Source organism: Mycobacterium sp. (genome assembly GCF_035314665.1).
GTDB lineage: Bacteria > Actinomycetota > Actinomycetes > Mycobacteriales > Mycobacteriaceae > Mycobacterium.
The window spans coordinates 1-15,714 of the sequence record NZ_DATFZD010000060.1 but is presented as its reverse complement, the minus strand read 5'-3'; the positions used below and the strand labels follow the sequence as shown (position 1 = coordinate 15,714).

Below are 15,714 nucleotides of genomic sequence, written 5' to 3'. Positions count from 1 at the left end.
TTTCCACGAAAATCACGGTCGTCGGCCACCACTAGACTGGTTGCGGCATCAATGCAGCGAAGGAGAGTCGTGGACACCGCAAGGCAGGCTTCCGGCCAGACCGGCACCGCGCGCGTCAAGCGCGGCATGGCCGAGATGCTCAAGGGCGGCGTCATCATGGACGTCGTCACCCCTGAGCAGGCGCGCATCGCCGAGGGCGCCGGCGCCGTCGCGGTGATGGCGCTGGAACGGGTGCCCGCCGACATCCGCGCTCAGGGTGGGGTGTCGCGGATGAGCGACCCCGACATGGTCGAGGGCATCATCTCCGCGGTCACCATCCCGGTGATGGCCAAGGCCCGCATCGGGCACTTCGTCGAGGCGCAGATCCTGCAGAGCCTGGGTGTGGACTACATCGACGAATCCGAGGTGCTCACCCCGGCTGACTACACCCACCACATCGACAAGTCGAAGTTCACCGTGCCGTTTGTCTGTGGCGCCACCAATCTCGGTGAGGCGCTGCGGCGCATCGGCGAGGGCGCGGCGATGATCCGTTCGAAGGGCGAAGCGGGCACCGGTGACGTCTCCAACGCGACCACGCACATGCGGGCCATCGGCGGCGAGATCCGCCGGCTGACGTCGTTGTCCGACGACGAGTTGTACGTTGCGGCAAAGGAACTCGCGGCGCCCTACGACCTTGTGGTGGAGGTGGCGCGGGCCGGCAAGCTACCGGTCACGCTGTTCACCGCCGGTGGCATCGCCACCCCGGCCGACGCGGCGATGATGATGCAGCTCGGCGCCGAAGGAGTTTTCGTGGGTTCGGGCATCTTCAAGTCCGGGGACCCGGCGCAACGCGCCGCGGCGATCGTCAAGGCCACCACTTTCCATGACGACCCCGATGTGCTGGCCCGGGTGTCACGGGGGCTCGGCGAGCCGATGGTCGGCATTAACGTGGAGGAGATCGCCACGCCGCATCGCCTGGCCGAACGCGGCTGGTAAGAACAACTCGTGTCGATCGAGAAGATCCTTGATCTCGAGCAACTCGAGGTCAACATCTACCGCGGTAGCGTATTCAGCCCGGAATCGGGTTATTTTCAGCGCACCTTCGGCGGTCATGTGGCCGGTCAGTCGCTGGTGTCGGCCGTGCGCACCGTCGAACCCGGCCACTTGGTGCACTCGCTGCACGGGTACTTCATCCGGCCGGGAGATGCCAAGGCGCCCACCGTCTTTATCGTCGAGCGGTTGCGCGACGGCGGCTCGTTCTGCACCAGGCGGGTCAACGCCATTCAGCACGGCCAGACGATCTTTTCCATGTCGGCGTCTTTCCAGACCGATCAGGACGGCATCCACCACCAGGACGCGATGCCATCGGCGCCGCCCCCGGACGATCTGCCGGGACTGAAGTCGATGAAGGTGTTCGACGACGCCGGGTTCAAGCAGTTCGAGGAGTGGGACGTCCGCATCGTGCCGCAAGACCAGCTCGAGCGTCTACCCGGCAAGGCCTCCCAACAGCAGGTGTGGTTTCGGCATCGCGATCCGCTGCCCGACGACCCGGTGTTGCACATCTGCGCGCTGGCCTACATGAGCGACCTCACCCTGTTGGGGTCGGCCCAGGTGACACACCTCGCTGAACGCTCGCATCTGCAAGTGGCCTCGCTGGACCACGCGATGTGGTTCATGCGGGTGTTCCGCGCCGACGAGTGGTTGCTCTACGACCAGTCTTCGCCGTCGGCGTGCGGCGGTCGCGCGCTGTGCCAGGGCAAGATCTTCAACCAGTACGGCGAGATGGTCGCCGCCGTCATGCAGGAGGGCCTGACCCGCTTCGCCCGCGGATACCGGTCGCCGGAGCAGTGAGCGCTGTCCGCGTCGGGGTGTTGGCGCTGCAGGGCGACACCCGCGAACACCTGGCGGCGCTGCGCGACGCGGGAACCTCAGCCGTGACCGTGCGACGTCGCGAAGAACTCGAAGCCGTTGACGCGCTGGTGATCCCGGGTGGCGAGTCCACCACGATGAGTCATTTGCTGCGCGATCTCGACCTGCTGGAGCCGTTGCGTAAGCGGCTTGCCGATGGGTTTCCGGCTTATGGCGCCTGCGCGGGGATGATCCTGCTGGCCAACGAGATTCTTGACGCCGGTGCCGAAGGTCGCGAGGCCGTTCCGCTGGGCGGCATCGATATCACCGTGCGGCGCAATGCTTTTGGACGTCAGGTCGACTCGTTCGAAGGCGATGTCGAGTTCAGCGGCTTCGACGATCCGGTGCACGCGGTGTTCATCCGCGCGCCGTGGGTGGAGCGGGTCGGTGACGGTGTGCAGGTCCTGGCCCGGGCGGCCGGGCATGTCGTCGCGGTGCGGCAGGGCCGGGTGCTTGCCACGGCGTTTCACCCCGAGATGACCGGCGACCGTCGTATCCACCGATTGTTCGTCGACATCGTCAACGGGGCGGCGTGACGGCGCGTTGTCCGCCGGTGGCGGGCAGCGCCCAACGAATGCCGCCGACCAAGGCGCGTCCGACGGTGCGCACCACCGTGACCTCGAGCGGCGGAAAGTAGGGCAGCAGCAGCGGTATGCGCGCCCATGCGGGCAGCATCGCCACCGCCGTGGCGGCCAGTGCGCCGTACGGCGCCCGTGCCGCCAGCGACAGCGGCGGCGTCAGCAGAAGGAATCGGGCCGCATCACGCGCCTCGGGCGTGCTGCGCAATTCCGGTCGGAACGCGTTAATCCGTTGCGCCAATTCGCGTTCGGTGCGCGGCGGGTTGACCACGCCGAGCTTGCCGGCGATCTCGGCCATGTCGTCGACGTAGCCATCGCGACCATCCTGGTCCAGCGGGGCCGCGCCGTAGAGTTGATGGGCGCGCAGGAAGCTGTCGGCTTCGGCGATGTGCACCCACTCCAGCAGATGCGGATCGGTCGCCGCATACGGCCTGCCGTCGCGGGCGGTGCCTCGTACCCGCCGGTGAATTCCCCGGACGCGATCGACGGCGCGCTGTGCGTCGGTCGCTGAGCCGAACGTGGTTTCGGCCAAAAAGGTGCTGGTTCGTTGTAACCGGCCCCACGGGTCGCCGCGGTAATTGGAGTGCTCGGCCACGCCGGCCATGGCCAGCGGATGCAACGACTGCAGCAGCAATGCCCGCAACCCGCCGACGAACATCGAGGCGTCGGCGTGCACCCGGCGGATCGGGCGGCCGTCGGCAAACCAGCGGGGCCCGGGGGTGTGGTGGATGCGAGCGCGCTGCGCCGGACCGTCCGGACCGGCGATCATTTCGAACAGGCTGCTGCCCAACGCGTCCCGGACCGCATGCAGCGGGCTTTGCGGGTTCACCTATTCCACCGTAGTGCAGGGTTTGAAATGAGGCGTTCCGGTGAACAGATACCCAACGTTCCGGCTCAGAAAGGTCAACGATGAAGCGAACTGTTGCCGCGGCTATCGCGATCGCCGCGCTGTTGCTCAGCGGTTGCTCTGCCTCACAGATCCTCAACACCGGTGGCGACACCAAATGCAAGGACTTCACGTCGCAGGACGAGAAGAAGCAAGACAGCGAAGTCAGCAAGATGCTCAAAGACAAGAGCGGTGCTGACCCCAGCAACCTGGAGATCACGGCGACGCGGACGTCGGCGTCCCTTTATTGCCAAACGATCGGCAAACCCGACAGCAAGATCTCTGAGGCGCCGCACGGCTGACCGGACCGTGGATACCACCACCAAGTTCGACAAACCCGTGCACACGCGGCGCGATATACCGGGCTGGTTTCAGTGGCGTCGTCATCAAGAGGAAGCCGCGGCGCACTTCCCGGACGGCAGTTGGTTTGTCGAGGTGGGGTGCTACCTCGGGCGCAGCATCTGCTCGTTGGGTGAGGTAGTGCGCGAGGCCGGTCTCGATGTCCGGATCGTCGGCGTCGATACCGCTCGCGGGAGCGGGCCGGAAGGCCGCGACGACACCGACGCGCACGGGCCCGCCGTCGTCCATGGCGGTGGAACGTTCGCGGGGCTGTTGCACCGAAACATCATCGGGTGCGGCTTGGCGGACACGATTCAACTAGTGATCAGCGACTCCGTCGACGCCGCAGCGCTGTTCGCCGACGACTCGCTGGCCTGGGTGTATATCGACGCCCGTCACGATTACGCCAGCGTCGCCGCCGATCTGGAGGCGTGGGCGCCGAAGGTTACGCCGGGAGGCTGGTTGTCGGGAGACGACTATCACGCCGAATGGTGGCCCGGGGTGGTTGCCGCCGTTGCCGACAACCTGCCGGACGCGGGTCCATGGTGGTCGACCCAGTGGCGGTGGATCAAACCTCGTTAGAGCTATCACGCCCCATCCGTCACTGGAGTCACCAGGCGCCGGGGGTGGCGTCTTCTGCCCGCCGCTGAGCGATTTCGTGTGACTCCCGGGACAGCTGAGACGGCGGTGGGCAGCCGGTGTCCCGCGTCAACGTAGACTCGTCAGGCGAACTTTCGAGAGCGACAGAAGAGGTAGTAGCACGATGAGCGGCCATTCCAAGTGGGCCACCACCAAGCACCAGAAGGCCGTCAAAGACGCGCGCCGTGGCAAGGAGTTCGCCCGGCTGATCAAGAACATCGAGGTAGCCGCCCGTACCGGCGGCGGTGACCCTGGCGGTAATCCGACGCTGTATGACGCCATCCAGAAGGCGAAGAAGACCTCGGTGCCCAACGACAACATCGAGCGCGCCCGAAAGCGCGGCGCCGGTGAGGAAGCCGGCGGCGCCGACTGGCAAACGATCACCTACGAGGGCTACGGGCCGAACGGGGTGGCGGTGTTGGTCGAGTGCCTCACCGACAACCGCAACCGCGCCGCCAGTGAGGTCCGGGTGGCGATGACCCGCAACGGCGGCACGATGGCCGATCCGGGGTCGGTCGCCTATCTGTTCTCCCGCAAGGGCGTGGTGACGCTGGAGAAGAACGGCCTGACCGAGGACGACGTGCTGACGGCGGTGCTGGACGCCGGCGCCGAGGATGTCAGCGACCTGGGCGACAGCTTCGAGGTGATCTCGGAGCCCGGCGACCTGGTGGCGGTGCGAACCGCGTTGCAGGACGCCGGGATTGACTACGAGTCGGCCGAGGCCGGTTTTCAGCCCTCAGTGAGCGTGCCGGTAGACGTCGACGGTGCCCGCAAGGTGTTCAAGCTCGTCGACGCGCTGGAGGAGAGCGACGACGTGCAGAACGTCTACACCAACGTCGACCTGTCCGACGAGGTGCTCGCCGCCCTCGACGAGTAGTAGCTTCAGTCGACGCCACCGCGGCCTGGAAGACTGCTGCAGCATGGCGGACCGCCGCTACATCGTCACATTCGGCTGCCCCGACCGCACCGGCATCGTCGCCGGGATCGCCGGGTTCCTTGCCGCGGCCGGCGGGTGGATCGTGGAGGCGGCGTACCACACTGACCGCGAAACCGGGTGGTTCTTCACCCGCCAGGAGGTGTTGGCCGAGTCGCTGCCCTACGACGTGATCGAACTGCAGGCCCGGTTCGCCGGTGTTGCCGCCGACCTGGCCGGCCCCGGCGGCGAGGCCGATTGGCGGATCAGCGACACCGGTGCGCGACGCCGGGTGGTGATCCTGGTATCCCGCGAAGGCCACTGCTTATACGACCTGCTCGGACGGGTCGCCTCGGGCGAGCTGGACGTCGACGTCGGCGCGGTGATAGGCAACCACACCGACCTGGCCGACGTAACCCGCGCACACGGAATCCCCTTTCACCACGTGCCTTTTCCGACGGGCGACGCCAAGGGCAAGGCCGACGCGTTCCACCGGCTCGGTCAGCTGGTGGACGCCGAGCGGCCGGACGCGGTGGTGCTGGCGCGATTCATGCAGGTGCTGCCGCCGGAGCTATGCGAAGCGTGGGCGGGGAGGGCGCTGAACATCCACCACAGCTTCCTGCCGTCCTTCGTCGGCGCCCGCCCTTACCACCAGGCGTCCGCGCGGGGTGTCAAATTGGTCGGCGCTACCTGCCACTACGTCACCGCCGAGTTGGACGCCGGTCCGATCATCGAGCAGGACGTGATCCGAGTGGATCACCGCGACTCGATAGCCGACATGGTGCGCAAGGGCCGCGACATCGAAAAGGTCGTGCTGGCACGAGGACTGCGCTGGCACCTGGAGGACCGGGTGCTGCTACATGGCAGCCGCACCGTCATCTTCTGAAAGCGCCTAGTCGTAGCCGTGGCGCATGTCCTCGACGACCCGCGGGTGTTCCAGAGTCGAGGGCTCGAGGTTGCGGGGTCGCACGTCGGCGGGGAAGACGGTGGCGGCGTCCAGCACCGACTGGCTGAGGAACCGCAGCGAGGGCGCGTTGGGCGGTATCGTGGGTCGCGGTGGCGTGTCGCCGCGGCGGGCCAGGGCGAACCCCCAGTCGCCGAAGGTCGGGACATAGACGTGGTAGGGCGTGACGGCGTAGCCGGCCGCCTCGATCGTGGAAACCGTGCGCCAGAATGCAATTGGGGTCGAATACGGGCTGCCGGCCTGAACCACCATCAGCCCGCCGGGGGCGAGCGCACGCGAAACCAGCGCGTAGAACTCGGTCGAATACAGCCGGCCCAGCACCGGCGTGTCCGGATCGGGAAGGTCGACGATCACCGCGTCGAACGATCCGCCGTGGGGGCCGCGCAGCCAGGTCATCGCGTCGTCGGTGACGACGTCGACGCGCGGATTGTCCAGCGAGCCGCCGTTCGCGGAACGCATTGTGGTGCGGGCCAATTCGACGACCGCAGGGTCGAGCTCCACCTGCACGATCTTGTCGACGCCGGGCTGGCGCAGCAGTTCGCGGGCGGCCAGGCCGTCGCCGCCGCCCAGCACGAGCACCGAGCGAGCTCCCGCGCCGAGCGCTGGATAGACCAGGCTTTCGGTGTAGCGGTACTCGTCGCGGGAGGAGAACTGCAAACCGCCGTCGAGGTAGAGGCGCGTGTCGTTGCCACGACGGGTCACCACGATCTCCTGATAGGCCGAATGGCGGTAGGCGATGATCGGGTCGGCGTACAGCCGCTGGCGGCTGGTGGCCTCGATGTCCTCGGCGCGCACCAACAGCGTGGCCAGGCCCGCCAGCGCTGCGGCCAGCGCGCCCACCGCCGTGATCAGCTGCCGGACGCTAACCACTTGTCGCAGCAGGAAAATCGCGACGATCGCCGCGGCGAGCAGGTTGATGATGCCGGTGGCGGCCGCGCCGCGGATCATCCCCAGCTGCGGCAGCAGCAGGAACGGCCAAACCAACCCGCCGATCAACGCGCCCAGGTAGTCGGCGGCGGTGAGGTTGGCCAGCGTCCGTCCGGTGTCAGTCGCCTCAGCCGTGCGCCCGCGCTGCAGCAGTGTCATCAGCAACGGAACCTCGGCGCCGACCAGGCCGCCGATCAGCGCGGTACCCACCGCGAGCACCAACAAGGATCCGCCGATGAACGAGAACATCACGTACAGCGCCGCCGCAGATAAACCGCCGACGATGCCCAGCAGTGCCTCGACGGCGACGAAAGTGATTGCAGCCCGGGCTAATAGCGGCTTGACCAACAGAGCGCCGGCGCCCAGCGCGGCGATGTAACCGGCGACGATCAGCGAGGTGGCGACGATGCCGCCGCCGTTCAGGCTCGCCGACAACGTCAGCAGCGCAAGCTCGTAGATGATGCCGCACGCCGCGCATGCTGCGACCGCGGCCAGCAGCACCGCACGCCAGCGAACAGAAGACTCCGTCAACGACGTCATGAGACTGCGGCGGCGGTCACCCCTCCCACGGCTAGCAGCATCACCGCCGTGGCGAACGCCGCCGGATGCAGCTCCGGCTCGTCGACGTGCTCATGGAAGTTACCGGGTATGACGAAGTGAAGAGTCAGCAGCGCGATCCCTTGCAGGACAACGCCGATGAGCCCGTACACCGCGACGCCCACCAGCCCCTGACCGAGCTGGCTATAGCTGTTGGCGATCGCGGTGATGATGACGGTGGCCAGCGCGATGTACATCGCGCACGCCAGCACGACGGCGTTCGGGCGGCGATCGACGAACACCATCTGCCGCAGCTGCCCCGGGGTGAGCACGTCGACCATGATGAACCCGAGAACCAGCACGGCCATGCCGACCACGAAGTACAAGATGGTCGCGACAAGGCCTTTGACGACTGGATTGAGGTCGATGTTTCCCAATTCGAGCGCCAGGTACATGATTATCTCCTTTGTATGGGTCTCCGCTTAGGGGTCATTTGGTCCCGCCCGGGCCGCCGGAGCTGCCTCCGGCGCCGCTCGAGGGAGATCCTGGATAAAAGCCGGGACCGAGAAAGATGAAGGCGCCGTGGCTGTATCCAGCGGCCAAGTCCTCGACTCGGACGCTGCACGGATGCTTGCCGTCCGGGCCGACCGACACGATTGCGTCGTTGTAACGGAGATACTGGGTGCCCGCGCTGGAGGCACGCGCTGCCGGGCTCTGATAGCCGGCGAGGGTGTTGGCCACCTTTGCGGGCGATCCGTCGCAGAGATAACGTGTTCCGTTTGCGTCGCGGGAGTATTCGCGGTAGTGGGACGCGATATACGAGCGAATATCCTTGCTTTGCAACGATATTCCGAATATCAGGGTGGTAAAAGACGTGATGGCCAGCACCAGGGCAATCACGAAAAGACGGTTGCGGCTCACGGGTGCCACCGGCTGGCGGTGTAGACGACGGTGCCGCCGGACGCGGCCGGGTAGAGGTGCCAGGTCTGCCAGCGCCAGCCCGCGCCGTCGGGTTCGGCGGCGAGAGCGGTCAGCGCGGCGTCATCGCCGGGGAAAGTGCCGCCAAGCCAACCGGTTTCACGCGCGCAACGTTCGCGCAGGCGTTGCGCCACTCGGCGGAAGGTCGGCTCGTCTTGGACGTCGGTGCGGGATTCGAGGCGATAGCCGGGTGCATCGGTGTGCTCGGGCAGCTCGCCGCCGAGGTTGCACGAGACCTGTTCGGAGAAGCTGCCTTTGGCGTGCTCGACGGTGATGACGTGCGATGCGCCGAGGACGCCGAGCACCAGTGCGCCGCCGTCGGGGTGGTGCAGTCGGTCGGTGGCCAGCGGCGCAGGGGTGGGCGCGTTGAGTGCCAGTCCAAGCCCGGCTCCGCTGACGTCGGCCTGGGATACGGCCAGCTGATGAAGCGGCACAGACGTGCGCCTACGCGCTAGCCGGTGGCGCAGGGTAGACGGTGAGTTCGCCGGTCACCACGTAGTGGCCGGTGGAAACCTCCCACGGCATGTCGGGCGCCCAGCGCTCGAAGGAGAGCAGTGCGGTCTCGTCGGCGTTGGCGTAGTCGACGAAGTCCATGTCGCCGGCCGCCGGCAGGCCGGTCGTGCCCTCGGTGGTGTATCCGGCGTGGCCGCGCTCGGCCTCCCGGTAGGTCACACCGTCGACCACGTGCTCGCCGCCGGGTTGCAGCTGAAGGTCTTTGCGGCTGACCCACATCGCGAGCTTGAGCCGGCCGTCATCGTCTTCGACGCTGAACCAGATTGGCTGGTCACCGCCTTCGAGCAAGTGTTCCCACCACACGAACGGACCCTCGCGGTACGTCACCGAGCCGCGGACCACGTAGTCGATGCCGCCGTGACTGACGATCGCACCGGGGCCGAGCTGCCGCGGCCCGAACTGCGGCGCCGCGGAGGTGAATGCGAGTGGATCCTGGCGGGCGCCGCGCGGTTCTTTAGGGCGGCGCAGCGCGGCGACGAAAACGACGACCGCCGCGATGAATAGCACCGCGGCGAGGACGAGCAGTGCTGTCCCCATGCGCAACCTTTCCGCATGACCCACCGCGGTTTGATCAATAGTGCGGTTCAAGGTAACAGCTTTTGCTGGTTCTGGCAGGTAGTACAGCTGTCTCGACCTCAGACGACCCGCAGCCCCTCGGGAATCTTCTCCGGGTCGCGCCGTAGGGGACACCGACCAAGCCATCCTGCCCGGCGACGCCGTTGGCGCGGGTATAGACGGTGCCGCCGGCGCTGTAGTTGAAGATCGACGACGGGCTAAAGACGTTGCGCTGGATCAACCGTTCGATGCTGTCGATCACCTACGGCAATTCACGCACGCAGGCAATGACTTTCGCCTCTGGGAACAGTCGCGTTATCGCCGGAGAATCCGAATAAATATTCCGGAAATTCGGACAAAATGACTGGTCGCCAGAGCGCAAAACAGTGGGCGTAAATACAGTCGGCATATATGACCCGAACAGACAGGCGTGGTAGGCCGCTCAAAGCGTTCTTGCAGGCCGAGATTGTCGGCGCCGACATCACCATCGAGCAAGTCCGCACGGCGTGTGGCCTGACCCGGGCCAGCTACTACGGCGAGCCCAGCGGTAGCGGTCGCGGCTTCGCCGACGACTTTCCCAACTCGGAGGACCTGCGCCAGGTGGCTCAGCACTACCAGCTGGGAGACAACGGGTGGGTCAGCCTGCTGGTCGAATTCGGGTGGCTAGAACCGCTGCCCGGTACCCTCCGCATGCCGTTCACGGCGGCCGACTACAGCACCGACCGAGAGTTCTCCAACCCAATCGGGTTGGTCCAACTTCGCGATGCTCTCTCTCGCTATCGGGATGGCGCAGTTCTGCTGGTGTCTTCAGATGGTCAGGAGGTCAGCCTCTTGCCACTGCACCGAGCTCTGGAGGAACGCCCGGATGCGTCGCTGATCATGTTTGGCACCCAACCGCCCGCCGAGCCATGATCTTGCAAGGGACCGCGTGTCTACCCGCCGACGTCGGTCTGGCCCATTAAGGTATCGAACAACCGTTCGGCATCGAGGGAGCTTGAAGTGCGGGTGATGGGCGTCGATCCGGGCCTGACCCGCTGCGGGCTGTCGGTGGTGGAGAACCGCGGCGGTCGCCAGATCTTCGCGCTGGACGTCGACGTGGTGCGGACCCCGGCCGACGAGCCGCTGCCCATGCGATTGCTCATGATCAGCGACGCCGTCGAGCACTGGCTGGACACACATCATCCCGACGTCATCGCCATCGAGCGGGTTTTCTCCCAGCAGAACGTCTCGACGGTGATGGGCACCGCGCAGGCCGGCGGGGTGATCGCGCTGGCGGCGGCCAAGCGCGACATCGACGTGCACTTCCACACCCCCAGCGAGGTCAAGGCCGCGGTCACCGGCAACGGCGGTGCCGGCAAGGCGCAAGTCACCGCGATGGTCACCAGAATCCTTGGGCTGCAAGCGAAACCGACACCCGCTGACGCCGCCGACGCGTTGGCGTTGGCGATCTGTCACTGTTGGCGGGCGCCGATGATCGCCCGGATGGCCGAATTCGAGGCGAAGGCCGCCGAGCAGCGCAAGAAGTTCGCCGCGAAAGTGAAGGCTGCGAGATGATCGCCTCGGTGCGTGGAGAAGTGCTCGACGTCGCTCTCGACCACGTCGTCATCGAGGCGGCCGGTGTGGGTTACAAGCTGATGGCAACCCCGTCGACGCTTGCGACGCTTCGTCGGGGCGAGGAAACCCGGCTCATCACGGCGATGATCGTCCGCGAAGACTCCATGACGCTCTACGGTTTCCCCGACGGCGACGCCCGCGACCTGTTCCTGACGCTGCTGGGCGTCTCCGGCGTCGGGCCCAAAATCGCATTGGCCACACTCGCGGTCTACGACGCGCACGCGCTGCGGCAAGCGCTCGCCGACGGCGACGTCACGGCGCTAACCCGGGTGCCGGGCATCGGCAAACGTGGTGCCGAGCGGCTGGTGCTCGAGTTGCGCGACAAGATCGGCCCGGTGGGCACCAGCGTCGCAGCGACGTCGGTCAACGGCCACAGTATCCGGGGCCCCGTAGTGGAAGCCCTTGTGGGACTTGGCTTTGCGGCCAAGCAGGCCGAGGAGGCCATCGACAAGGTGATGGCCAACGAGCCCGAGGCAACCACCTCAAGCGCGCTGCGGGCAGCGTTGTCGATGTTGGGTAAGAAGTGAGGCGCTTCGACGACGACGAGGACGCCGAGGACCGTGAGGTCACTGCCGCACTGACCGTCGGCGAGGGCGACATCGACGCGAGCCTGCGGCCGCGTTCGCTGCGGGAGTTCATCGGCCAGCCGCGGGTGCGCGAACAGCTGCAACTGGTCATCGAGGGCGCCAAAAACCGCGGCAGCACACCGGATCACATCTTGTTGTCCGGCCCGCCAGGGCTGGGCAAGACGTCGCTGGCGATGATCATCGCCGCTGAACTCGGCTCGTCGTTGCGGGTGACGTCCGGGCCGGCGTTGGAACGCGCCGGCGATCTGGCGGCGATGCTGTCCAACCTCGTCGAGCATGACGTGCTGTTCATCGACGAGATCCACCGCATCGCCCGGCCCGCCGAGGAGATGCTGTATCTGGCGATGGAGGACTTCCGGGTCGACGTTGTCGTCGGGAAAGGCCCTGGGGCGACGTCGATTCCGTTGGAGGTGGCGCCGTTCACCTTGGTCGGCGCGACCACCCGGTCCGGCGCGTTGACCGGCCCGCTGCGCGACCGGTTCGGGTTCACCGCGCATATGGACTTCTACGAGCCCGCCGAGCTGGAGCGGGTGCTGGCACGCTCTGCCGGAATTCTGGGCATCGAACTGGGTGCCGAGGCGGGCGCTGAGATCGCCCGCCGCTCGCGGGGCACCCCACGCATCGCCAACCGCTTGCTGCGCCGGGTTCGGGACTTCGCCGAGGTGCGCGCCGACGGCGTCATCACCCGCGATGTCGCCAAATCCGCGCTCGAGGTCTACGACGTTGACGAGCTCGGCTTGGATCGGCTGGACCGGGCTGTGCTGTCGGCGCTGACCCGCAGCTTCGGCGGCGGCCCGGTCGGCGTGTCGACGCTCGCGGTCGCGGTCGGGGAGGAGGCCACCACAGTCGAGGAGGTCTGCGAGCCGTTTCTGGTGCGGGCCGGCATGATCGCGCGCACGCCGCGCGGCCGGGTCGCCACCCCGCAGGCCTGGACGCACCTGGGGATGACCCCACCCCCGCGGGCCAGTGGGCTTGGCCAACCCGGACTTTTCGAGTAGGAGGACGCAATGATCACCGCCGCGTTGGTATTCGCCGCACTGGCCGCGCTGCTGCACGTCTACATCTTCACGATGGAATCGCTGACCTGGACCAGTCCGCGCACCCGCGCCACGTTCGGAACGACGGCCGAGGAAGCCGAGACCACCAAGCTGCTCGCGTTCAATCAGGGCTTCTACAACCTTTTCCTGGCGATCGTCACCGGGGTCGGTATCGCTGCGATTGCGTTGGGAAACAAAGGCATTGGCGCGGCGCTGATCTTCGCCGGTGTCGGATCCATGGCCGCCGCGGCGGTTGTACTACTGGCGTCGGCACCCGACAAGGCGCGGGCAGCGCTGACCCAGGGCCTCTTTCCGGCGATCGCGGTCGTCCTGTTGGTGATCGGCCTCGTCACGCAGTGACGGCCCGAATCCTGAGTAACGGCCAACGTCCTGAACAGGCACATCGTCGCGTTCTGAGAGCCGCCTGAACATATCGGTGGATCCGGTTTCATCGGCCGCGCCGCGGGTACCCCGCACGCGCTCGACAGCATTGACGTCCACTTGTTGAGGAGACTTGTAATGAATGACTCGCGGTCAGGTTTCGGCAGCCTGCACATGCCGCGCAGCCGTGGTGCGGTAAGCGGACTGCTGCTGATAATTCTTGGTGTATGGGGAGCAGTGATCCCCTTCATCGGGCCCTACTTCCATTTCGCCTACACCCCCGATCAGGCCTGGGCGTGGAGCACGGCACGCGGGTGGCTGGAGGTATTCCCCGGAATCACCACCGCTATCGGCGGCTTCTTGCTGCTGATTTCAGGGAACCGCGCCACCGCAATGTTCGGCGGCTGGTTGGCCGTCATCGGCGGCGCCTGGTTCGTGGTCGGCCGCACGCTGACGCCGCTTTTGCGGATCGGGGATATTGGTCACCCGATCGCCTGGACGGACGCCAAGCGGGCAGTGCTCGAGATCGCCTACTTCTCCGGGCTCGGCGCATTGATCGTCTTCCTGGGTGGAGCGGTCCTGGCGCGGGTGTCGGTGCGGACTGCGCGTGACCTGGAATACGCGCTGGAAGCCGAGGAGGCGGCAGACGCATCCGGTGCTTTCGCGGCACCGGCTGCTCCGATCGAGGTGCTCAGCTCCGCCGAGCCACAACGGCACCGGCGCGAGAGCAAGGGTGGATTCTTCTGCCGGGGGCGGGCCAGCGTAGCGGGCAATTGATCTGGTCTTGACACTATGAGGCCGATCGCCGCCGGAATGGGCGGCGATCGGCCTCAGCGGTAGCCGGCGATTACAGCAGCCCGAGCAGCTGCAGGTCGGTGATGTACTTGATGATGACCGGCGCCGAGACGTGCGGGATGTCCTTGTCCGGCCCGATCTTCGCTTCCTGCACCGCCGCACGGAACCGGTCCGTCGGAGCCATCGACCCATTGATCGGCACCGAAGGCCGCTGGTAGTTGTGCAGCAGCGGCAGTAGCGAATACTGGCGCTGCCGCTCGGGCAGGGCGCGCAGCGTGGTCTCGAACCGCTCCAACCAGCTGGCGTAGTCGCCGACCCGCTGGACCGAGTAGCCGGCGTCGATCAGCCAGTCGACGTACTCGTCAAGGCCAATGCCGTCGTCGTAGGGGTTCATCACGTGGTAGGTCTGGAAACCATCGACCACCTGGGCCCCGAGGTCCGATATCGCCTGCGCGATGAACTCGACCGGAAGGCCGTCATAGTGCGCGCGCTGCCGGTGGCCGTCGCTGTCCAGCTCGTAGAACGAGGCCGGTGCGATACCGGTGGCGACCAGGCTGAGCATCAGCCGGGTGAACATGTCCGGCAGGTTCAGCTGGCCCGCATAGGTGGTGTCGGCCAGGATCATGTCGCAGCGGAACACCGCTACCGGCAGGCCGCACAGGTCGTTGGCCTCGCGCAGTAACACCTCGCCGGCCCACTTGCTGTTGCCGTAGCCGTTGGCGTACCCGTCGTTGATCGCCCGCGTCGCGCTGATCTGACGGATGTCCGCGTCCTCGACGAACGTGCCCGGCTTGATCTGATCGCCCACGCCGATCGTTGACACGTAGGTGTAGGGCTTGATCTTGGTGGTCAGTGCGATCTTGATCAGCTCGGCGGTGCCCAGCGCGTTGGGGCCGAACAGCTCGCTGTAGGGCAGCACGTGGTTGACCAGCGCCGCGGAGTCGACGATCAGGTCGACGGTGTCGGCCAGCCGCTGCCAGGTCTGCGGGTCCAGGCCGAGGTTGGCCTCGCCCTTGTCGCCGGCGACGACCTCGAGGTGGTCGGCGGCCAGTTCGCGGTAGTGCGCGAGCAGCTTCGGGTCGCCGCTGTCGAAGGTCTTGTCGAGACGGGCCTGCGCGTCCTTGTCGGACTTGGCGCGCACCAGGGCGATCACCTTGCCGTCGACCAGGTGCATGCGCTCTAGCCATTCCAGGGCGAGGTAGCGGCCCAGGAAGCCGGTCGCGCCGGTCAACAGGACGGTGCGCACCTCGGCGCTGGGCCGCGGCAGCGTTGGCGCGGCAGCCAGCGTCGGCGCATCGATGAACTTGTCCAGCGTGAGGCCACTCGCATGCACCGCGACCGCGTCGCGACCATGGACCGAGGCGAAGCTGGGCCGCTTGGTGCCCTGCCGTTCGCCCTGGATGTAGTCGGCGATGGCCGCCAGGTCGTTGGCCGGGCTGACGATGACGCCCACCGGCACGTCGATGTCGAAGATCTCGTGCAGCAGGTTGCCGAATGTCAACGCGGACAGCGAGTCTCCGCCTAAGTCGGTGAAGTGTGCGTCCGGTGACAGCTCGGTGGTCGCCCCGCCCAGCATGGCGGCCG

At 66.7% G+C, this 15,714-nt stretch carries 21 protein-coding genes; 13 read left to right on the top strand and 8 right to left on the bottom strand.

Annotated elements, in window-relative coordinates:
- Positions 1 to 69 precede the first annotated feature (69 nt).
- Genes pdxS through pdxT form a run of 3 tightly spaced genes read left to right on the top strand, consistent with a single transcriptional unit; the run spans position 70 to position 2,423 of the window.
- The gene (gene pdxS, locus VKI00_RS04540; protein WP_324435768.1) at positions 70 to 975 is read left to right on the top strand and encodes a pyridoxal 5'-phosphate synthase lyase subunit PdxS; all 906 of its coding nucleotides are present in this window, start codon (positions 70 to 72) and stop codon (positions 973 to 975) included.
- A 9-nt stretch (positions 976 to 984) separates the two neighbouring features.
- Entirely contained in the window at positions 985 to 1,830 is an 846-nt protein-coding gene (gene tesB, locus VKI00_RS04535) for an acyl-CoA thioesterase II (RefSeq protein ID WP_324435767.1), read from the top strand.
- Complete coding sequence (gene pdxT, locus VKI00_RS04530) at positions 1,827 to 2,423, top strand: pyridoxal 5'-phosphate synthase glutaminase subunit PdxT (RefSeq protein WP_324435765.1); 597 nt, start codon at positions 1,827 to 1,829, stop codon at positions 2,421 to 2,423. The genes tesB and pdxT overlap by 4 nt, the downstream gene beginning before the upstream one ends.
- On the opposite strand, the gene VKI00_RS04525 is transcribed toward pdxT, so the two are convergent.
- Positions 2,407 to 3,234 (bottom strand): oxygenase MpaB family protein, encoded by an 828-nt coding sequence (locus tag VKI00_RS04525; RefSeq protein WP_324435769.1) that lies wholly within the window; start codon positions 3,232 to 3,234, stop codon positions 2,407 to 2,409. The two genes, pdxT and VKI00_RS04525, sit on opposite strands and share 17 nt — an antisense overlap.
- A 140-nt stretch (positions 3,235 to 3,374) precedes the next feature.
- Between VKI00_RS04525 and VKI00_RS04520 the strand changes: the two genes are divergently transcribed.
- The 4 genes from VKI00_RS04520 (at position 3,375) to purU (ending at position 6,128) form a co-directional block, all read left to right on the top strand.
- Entirely contained in the window at positions 3,375 to 3,653 is a 279-nt protein-coding gene (locus VKI00_RS04520) for a hypothetical protein (protein ID WP_324435763.1), read from the top strand.
- A 7-nt stretch (positions 3,654 to 3,660) separates the two neighbouring features.
- On the top strand, positions 3,661 to 4,272 hold the full coding sequence (locus VKI00_RS04515) for a class I SAM-dependent methyltransferase (RefSeq protein ID WP_324435761.1): 612 nt from the start codon (positions 3,661 to 3,663) through the stop codon (positions 4,270 to 4,272).
- A 181-nt stretch (positions 4,273 to 4,453) separates the two neighbouring features.
- On the top strand, positions 4,454 to 5,206 hold the full coding sequence (locus VKI00_RS04510) for a YebC/PmpR family DNA-binding transcriptional regulator (protein WP_324435759.1): 753 nt from the start codon (positions 4,454 to 4,456) through the stop codon (positions 5,204 to 5,206).
- Between the two features lie 43 nt (positions 5,207 to 5,249).
- Positions 5,250 to 6,128, top strand: a complete 879-nt coding sequence (purU, locus tag VKI00_RS04505) for a formyltetrahydrofolate deformylase (protein ID WP_324435757.1) — start codon at positions 5,250 to 5,252, stop codon at positions 6,126 to 6,128.
- Positions 6,129 to 6,134: 6 nt separating this feature from the next.
- On the opposite strand, the gene VKI00_RS04500 is transcribed toward purU, so the two are convergent.
- From VKI00_RS04500 to VKI00_RS04475, 6 genes are read right to left on the bottom strand one after another with little or no spacing between them, the layout of a single operon-like run.
- The gene (locus VKI00_RS04500; protein ID WP_324435755.1) at positions 6,135 to 7,673 is read right to left on the bottom strand and encodes a polyamine aminopropyltransferase; all 1,539 of its coding nucleotides are present in this window, start codon (positions 7,671 to 7,673) and stop codon (positions 6,135 to 6,137) included.
- Positions 7,670 to 8,125, bottom strand: a complete 456-nt coding sequence (locus VKI00_RS04495; RefSeq protein ID WP_324435754.1) for a DUF350 domain-containing protein — start codon at positions 8,123 to 8,125, stop codon at positions 7,670 to 7,672. The genes VKI00_RS04500 and VKI00_RS04495 overlap by 4 nt, the downstream gene beginning before the upstream one ends.
- A gap of 34 nt (positions 8,126 to 8,159) precedes the next feature.
- Positions 8,160 to 8,591, bottom strand: a complete 432-nt coding sequence (locus VKI00_RS04490; RefSeq protein WP_324435752.1) for a DUF4247 domain-containing protein — start codon at positions 8,589 to 8,591, stop codon at positions 8,160 to 8,162.
- Positions 8,588 to 9,082, bottom strand: coding sequence for a DUF2617 family protein (locus VKI00_RS04485; protein WP_324435750.1), 495 nt, complete (start codon positions 9,080 to 9,082; stop codon positions 8,588 to 8,590). The genes VKI00_RS04490 and VKI00_RS04485 overlap by 4 nt, the downstream gene beginning before the upstream one ends.
- 10 nt (positions 9,083 to 9,092) lie before the next feature.
- Positions 9,093 to 9,698, bottom strand: coding sequence for a DUF4178 domain-containing protein (locus tag VKI00_RS04480; RefSeq protein ID WP_324435748.1), 606 nt, complete (start codon positions 9,696 to 9,698; stop codon positions 9,093 to 9,095).
- Positions 9,699 to 9,732: 34 nt separating this feature from the next.
- The gene (locus VKI00_RS04475; protein ID WP_324435747.1) at positions 9,733 to 9,978 is read right to left on the bottom strand and encodes a hypothetical protein; all 246 of its coding nucleotides are present in this window, start codon (positions 9,976 to 9,978) and stop codon (positions 9,733 to 9,735) included.
- A gap of 149 nt (positions 9,979 to 10,127) precedes the next feature.
- Here VKI00_RS04475 and VKI00_RS04470 point away from each other — a divergent pair, with 149 nt between their 5' ends.
- The 6 genes from VKI00_RS04470 to VKI00_RS04445 all read left to right on the top strand — a co-directional run bounded on the left by VKI00_RS04470 (position 10,128) and on the right by VKI00_RS04445 (position 14,112).
- On the top strand, positions 10,128 to 10,628 hold the full coding sequence (locus tag VKI00_RS04470; RefSeq protein WP_324435746.1) for a hypothetical protein: 501 nt from the start codon (positions 10,128 to 10,130) through the stop codon (positions 10,626 to 10,628).
- 87 nt (positions 10,629 to 10,715) lie between these two features.
- The gene (ruvC, locus tag VKI00_RS04465) at positions 10,716 to 11,270 is read left to right on the top strand and encodes a crossover junction endodeoxyribonuclease RuvC (protein WP_324435744.1); all 555 of its coding nucleotides are present in this window, start codon (positions 10,716 to 10,718) and stop codon (positions 11,268 to 11,270) included.
- Complete coding sequence (gene ruvA / locus VKI00_RS04460; RefSeq protein WP_324435742.1) at positions 11,267 to 11,857, top strand: Holliday junction branch migration protein RuvA; 591 nt, start codon at positions 11,267 to 11,269, stop codon at positions 11,855 to 11,857. Before ruvC ends, ruvA begins: the two co-directional genes overlap by 4 nt.
- Entirely contained in the window at positions 11,854 to 12,915 is a 1,062-nt protein-coding gene (gene ruvB, locus VKI00_RS04455; RefSeq protein WP_324435740.1) for a Holliday junction branch migration DNA helicase RuvB, read from the top strand. Before ruvA ends, ruvB begins: the two co-directional genes overlap by 4 nt.
- Positions 12,916 to 12,924: 9 nt before the next feature.
- Positions 12,925 to 13,314, top strand: coding sequence for a DUF1304 domain-containing protein (locus VKI00_RS04450; RefSeq protein WP_324435738.1), 390 nt, complete (start codon positions 12,925 to 12,927; stop codon positions 13,312 to 13,314).
- Between the two features lie 159 nt (positions 13,315 to 13,473).
- Positions 13,474 to 14,112: a hypothetical protein gene (locus tag VKI00_RS04445; RefSeq protein WP_324435736.1), complete on the top strand. Its 639-nt coding sequence runs from the start codon at positions 13,474 to 13,476 to the stop codon at positions 14,110 to 14,112.
- A 70-nt stretch (positions 14,113 to 14,182) separates the two neighbouring features.
- Here VKI00_RS04445 and VKI00_RS04440 read toward each other — a convergent pair.
- Positions 14,183 to 15,714, bottom strand: a 1,532-nt coding sequence (locus tag VKI00_RS04440) for a thioester reductase domain-containing protein (RefSeq protein ID WP_324435734.1), incomplete at its 5' end; no start/stop codon positions are given.

Coding starts and splice junctions, on each gene's coding strand:
- VKI00_RS04445 (WP_324435736.1), top strand. CDS start 13,474: ATGAATGACTCGCGGTCAGGTTTCGGCAGCCTGCACATGCCGCGCAGC.
- VKI00_RS04510 (WP_324435759.1), top strand. CDS start 4,454: ATGAGCGGCCATTCCAAGTGGGCCACCACCAAGCACCAGAAGGCCGTC.
- VKI00_RS04500 (WP_324435755.1), bottom strand. CDS start 7,673: ATGACGTCGTTGACGGAGTCTTCTGTTCGCTGGCGTGCGGTGCTGCTG.
- VKI00_RS04470 (WP_324435746.1), top strand. CDS start 10,128: ATGACCCGAACAGACAGGCGTGGTAGGCCGCTCAAAGCGTTCTTGCAG.
- VKI00_RS04480 (WP_324435748.1), bottom strand. CDS start 9,698: ATGGGGACAGCACTGCTCGTCCTCGCCGCGGTGCTATTCATCGCGGCG.
- VKI00_RS04525 (WP_324435769.1), bottom strand. CDS start 3,234: ATGATCGCCGGTCCGGACGGTCCGGCGCAGCGCGCTCGCATCCACCAC.
- VKI00_RS04520 (WP_324435763.1), top strand. CDS start 3,375: ATGAAGCGAACTGTTGCCGCGGCTATCGCGATCGCCGCGCTGTTGCTC.
- ruvA (WP_324435742.1), top strand. CDS start 11,267: ATGATCGCCTCGGTGCGTGGAGAAGTGCTCGACGTCGCTCTCGACCAC.
- purU (WP_324435757.1), top strand. CDS start 5,250: ATGGCGGACCGCCGCTACATCGTCACATTCGGCTGCCCCGACCGCACC.
- VKI00_RS04495 (WP_324435754.1), bottom strand. CDS start 8,125: ATGTACCTGGCGCTCGAATTGGGAAACATCGACCTCAATCCAGTCGTC.
- VKI00_RS04450 (WP_324435738.1), top strand. CDS start 12,925: ATGATCACCGCCGCGTTGGTATTCGCCGCACTGGCCGCGCTGCTGCAC.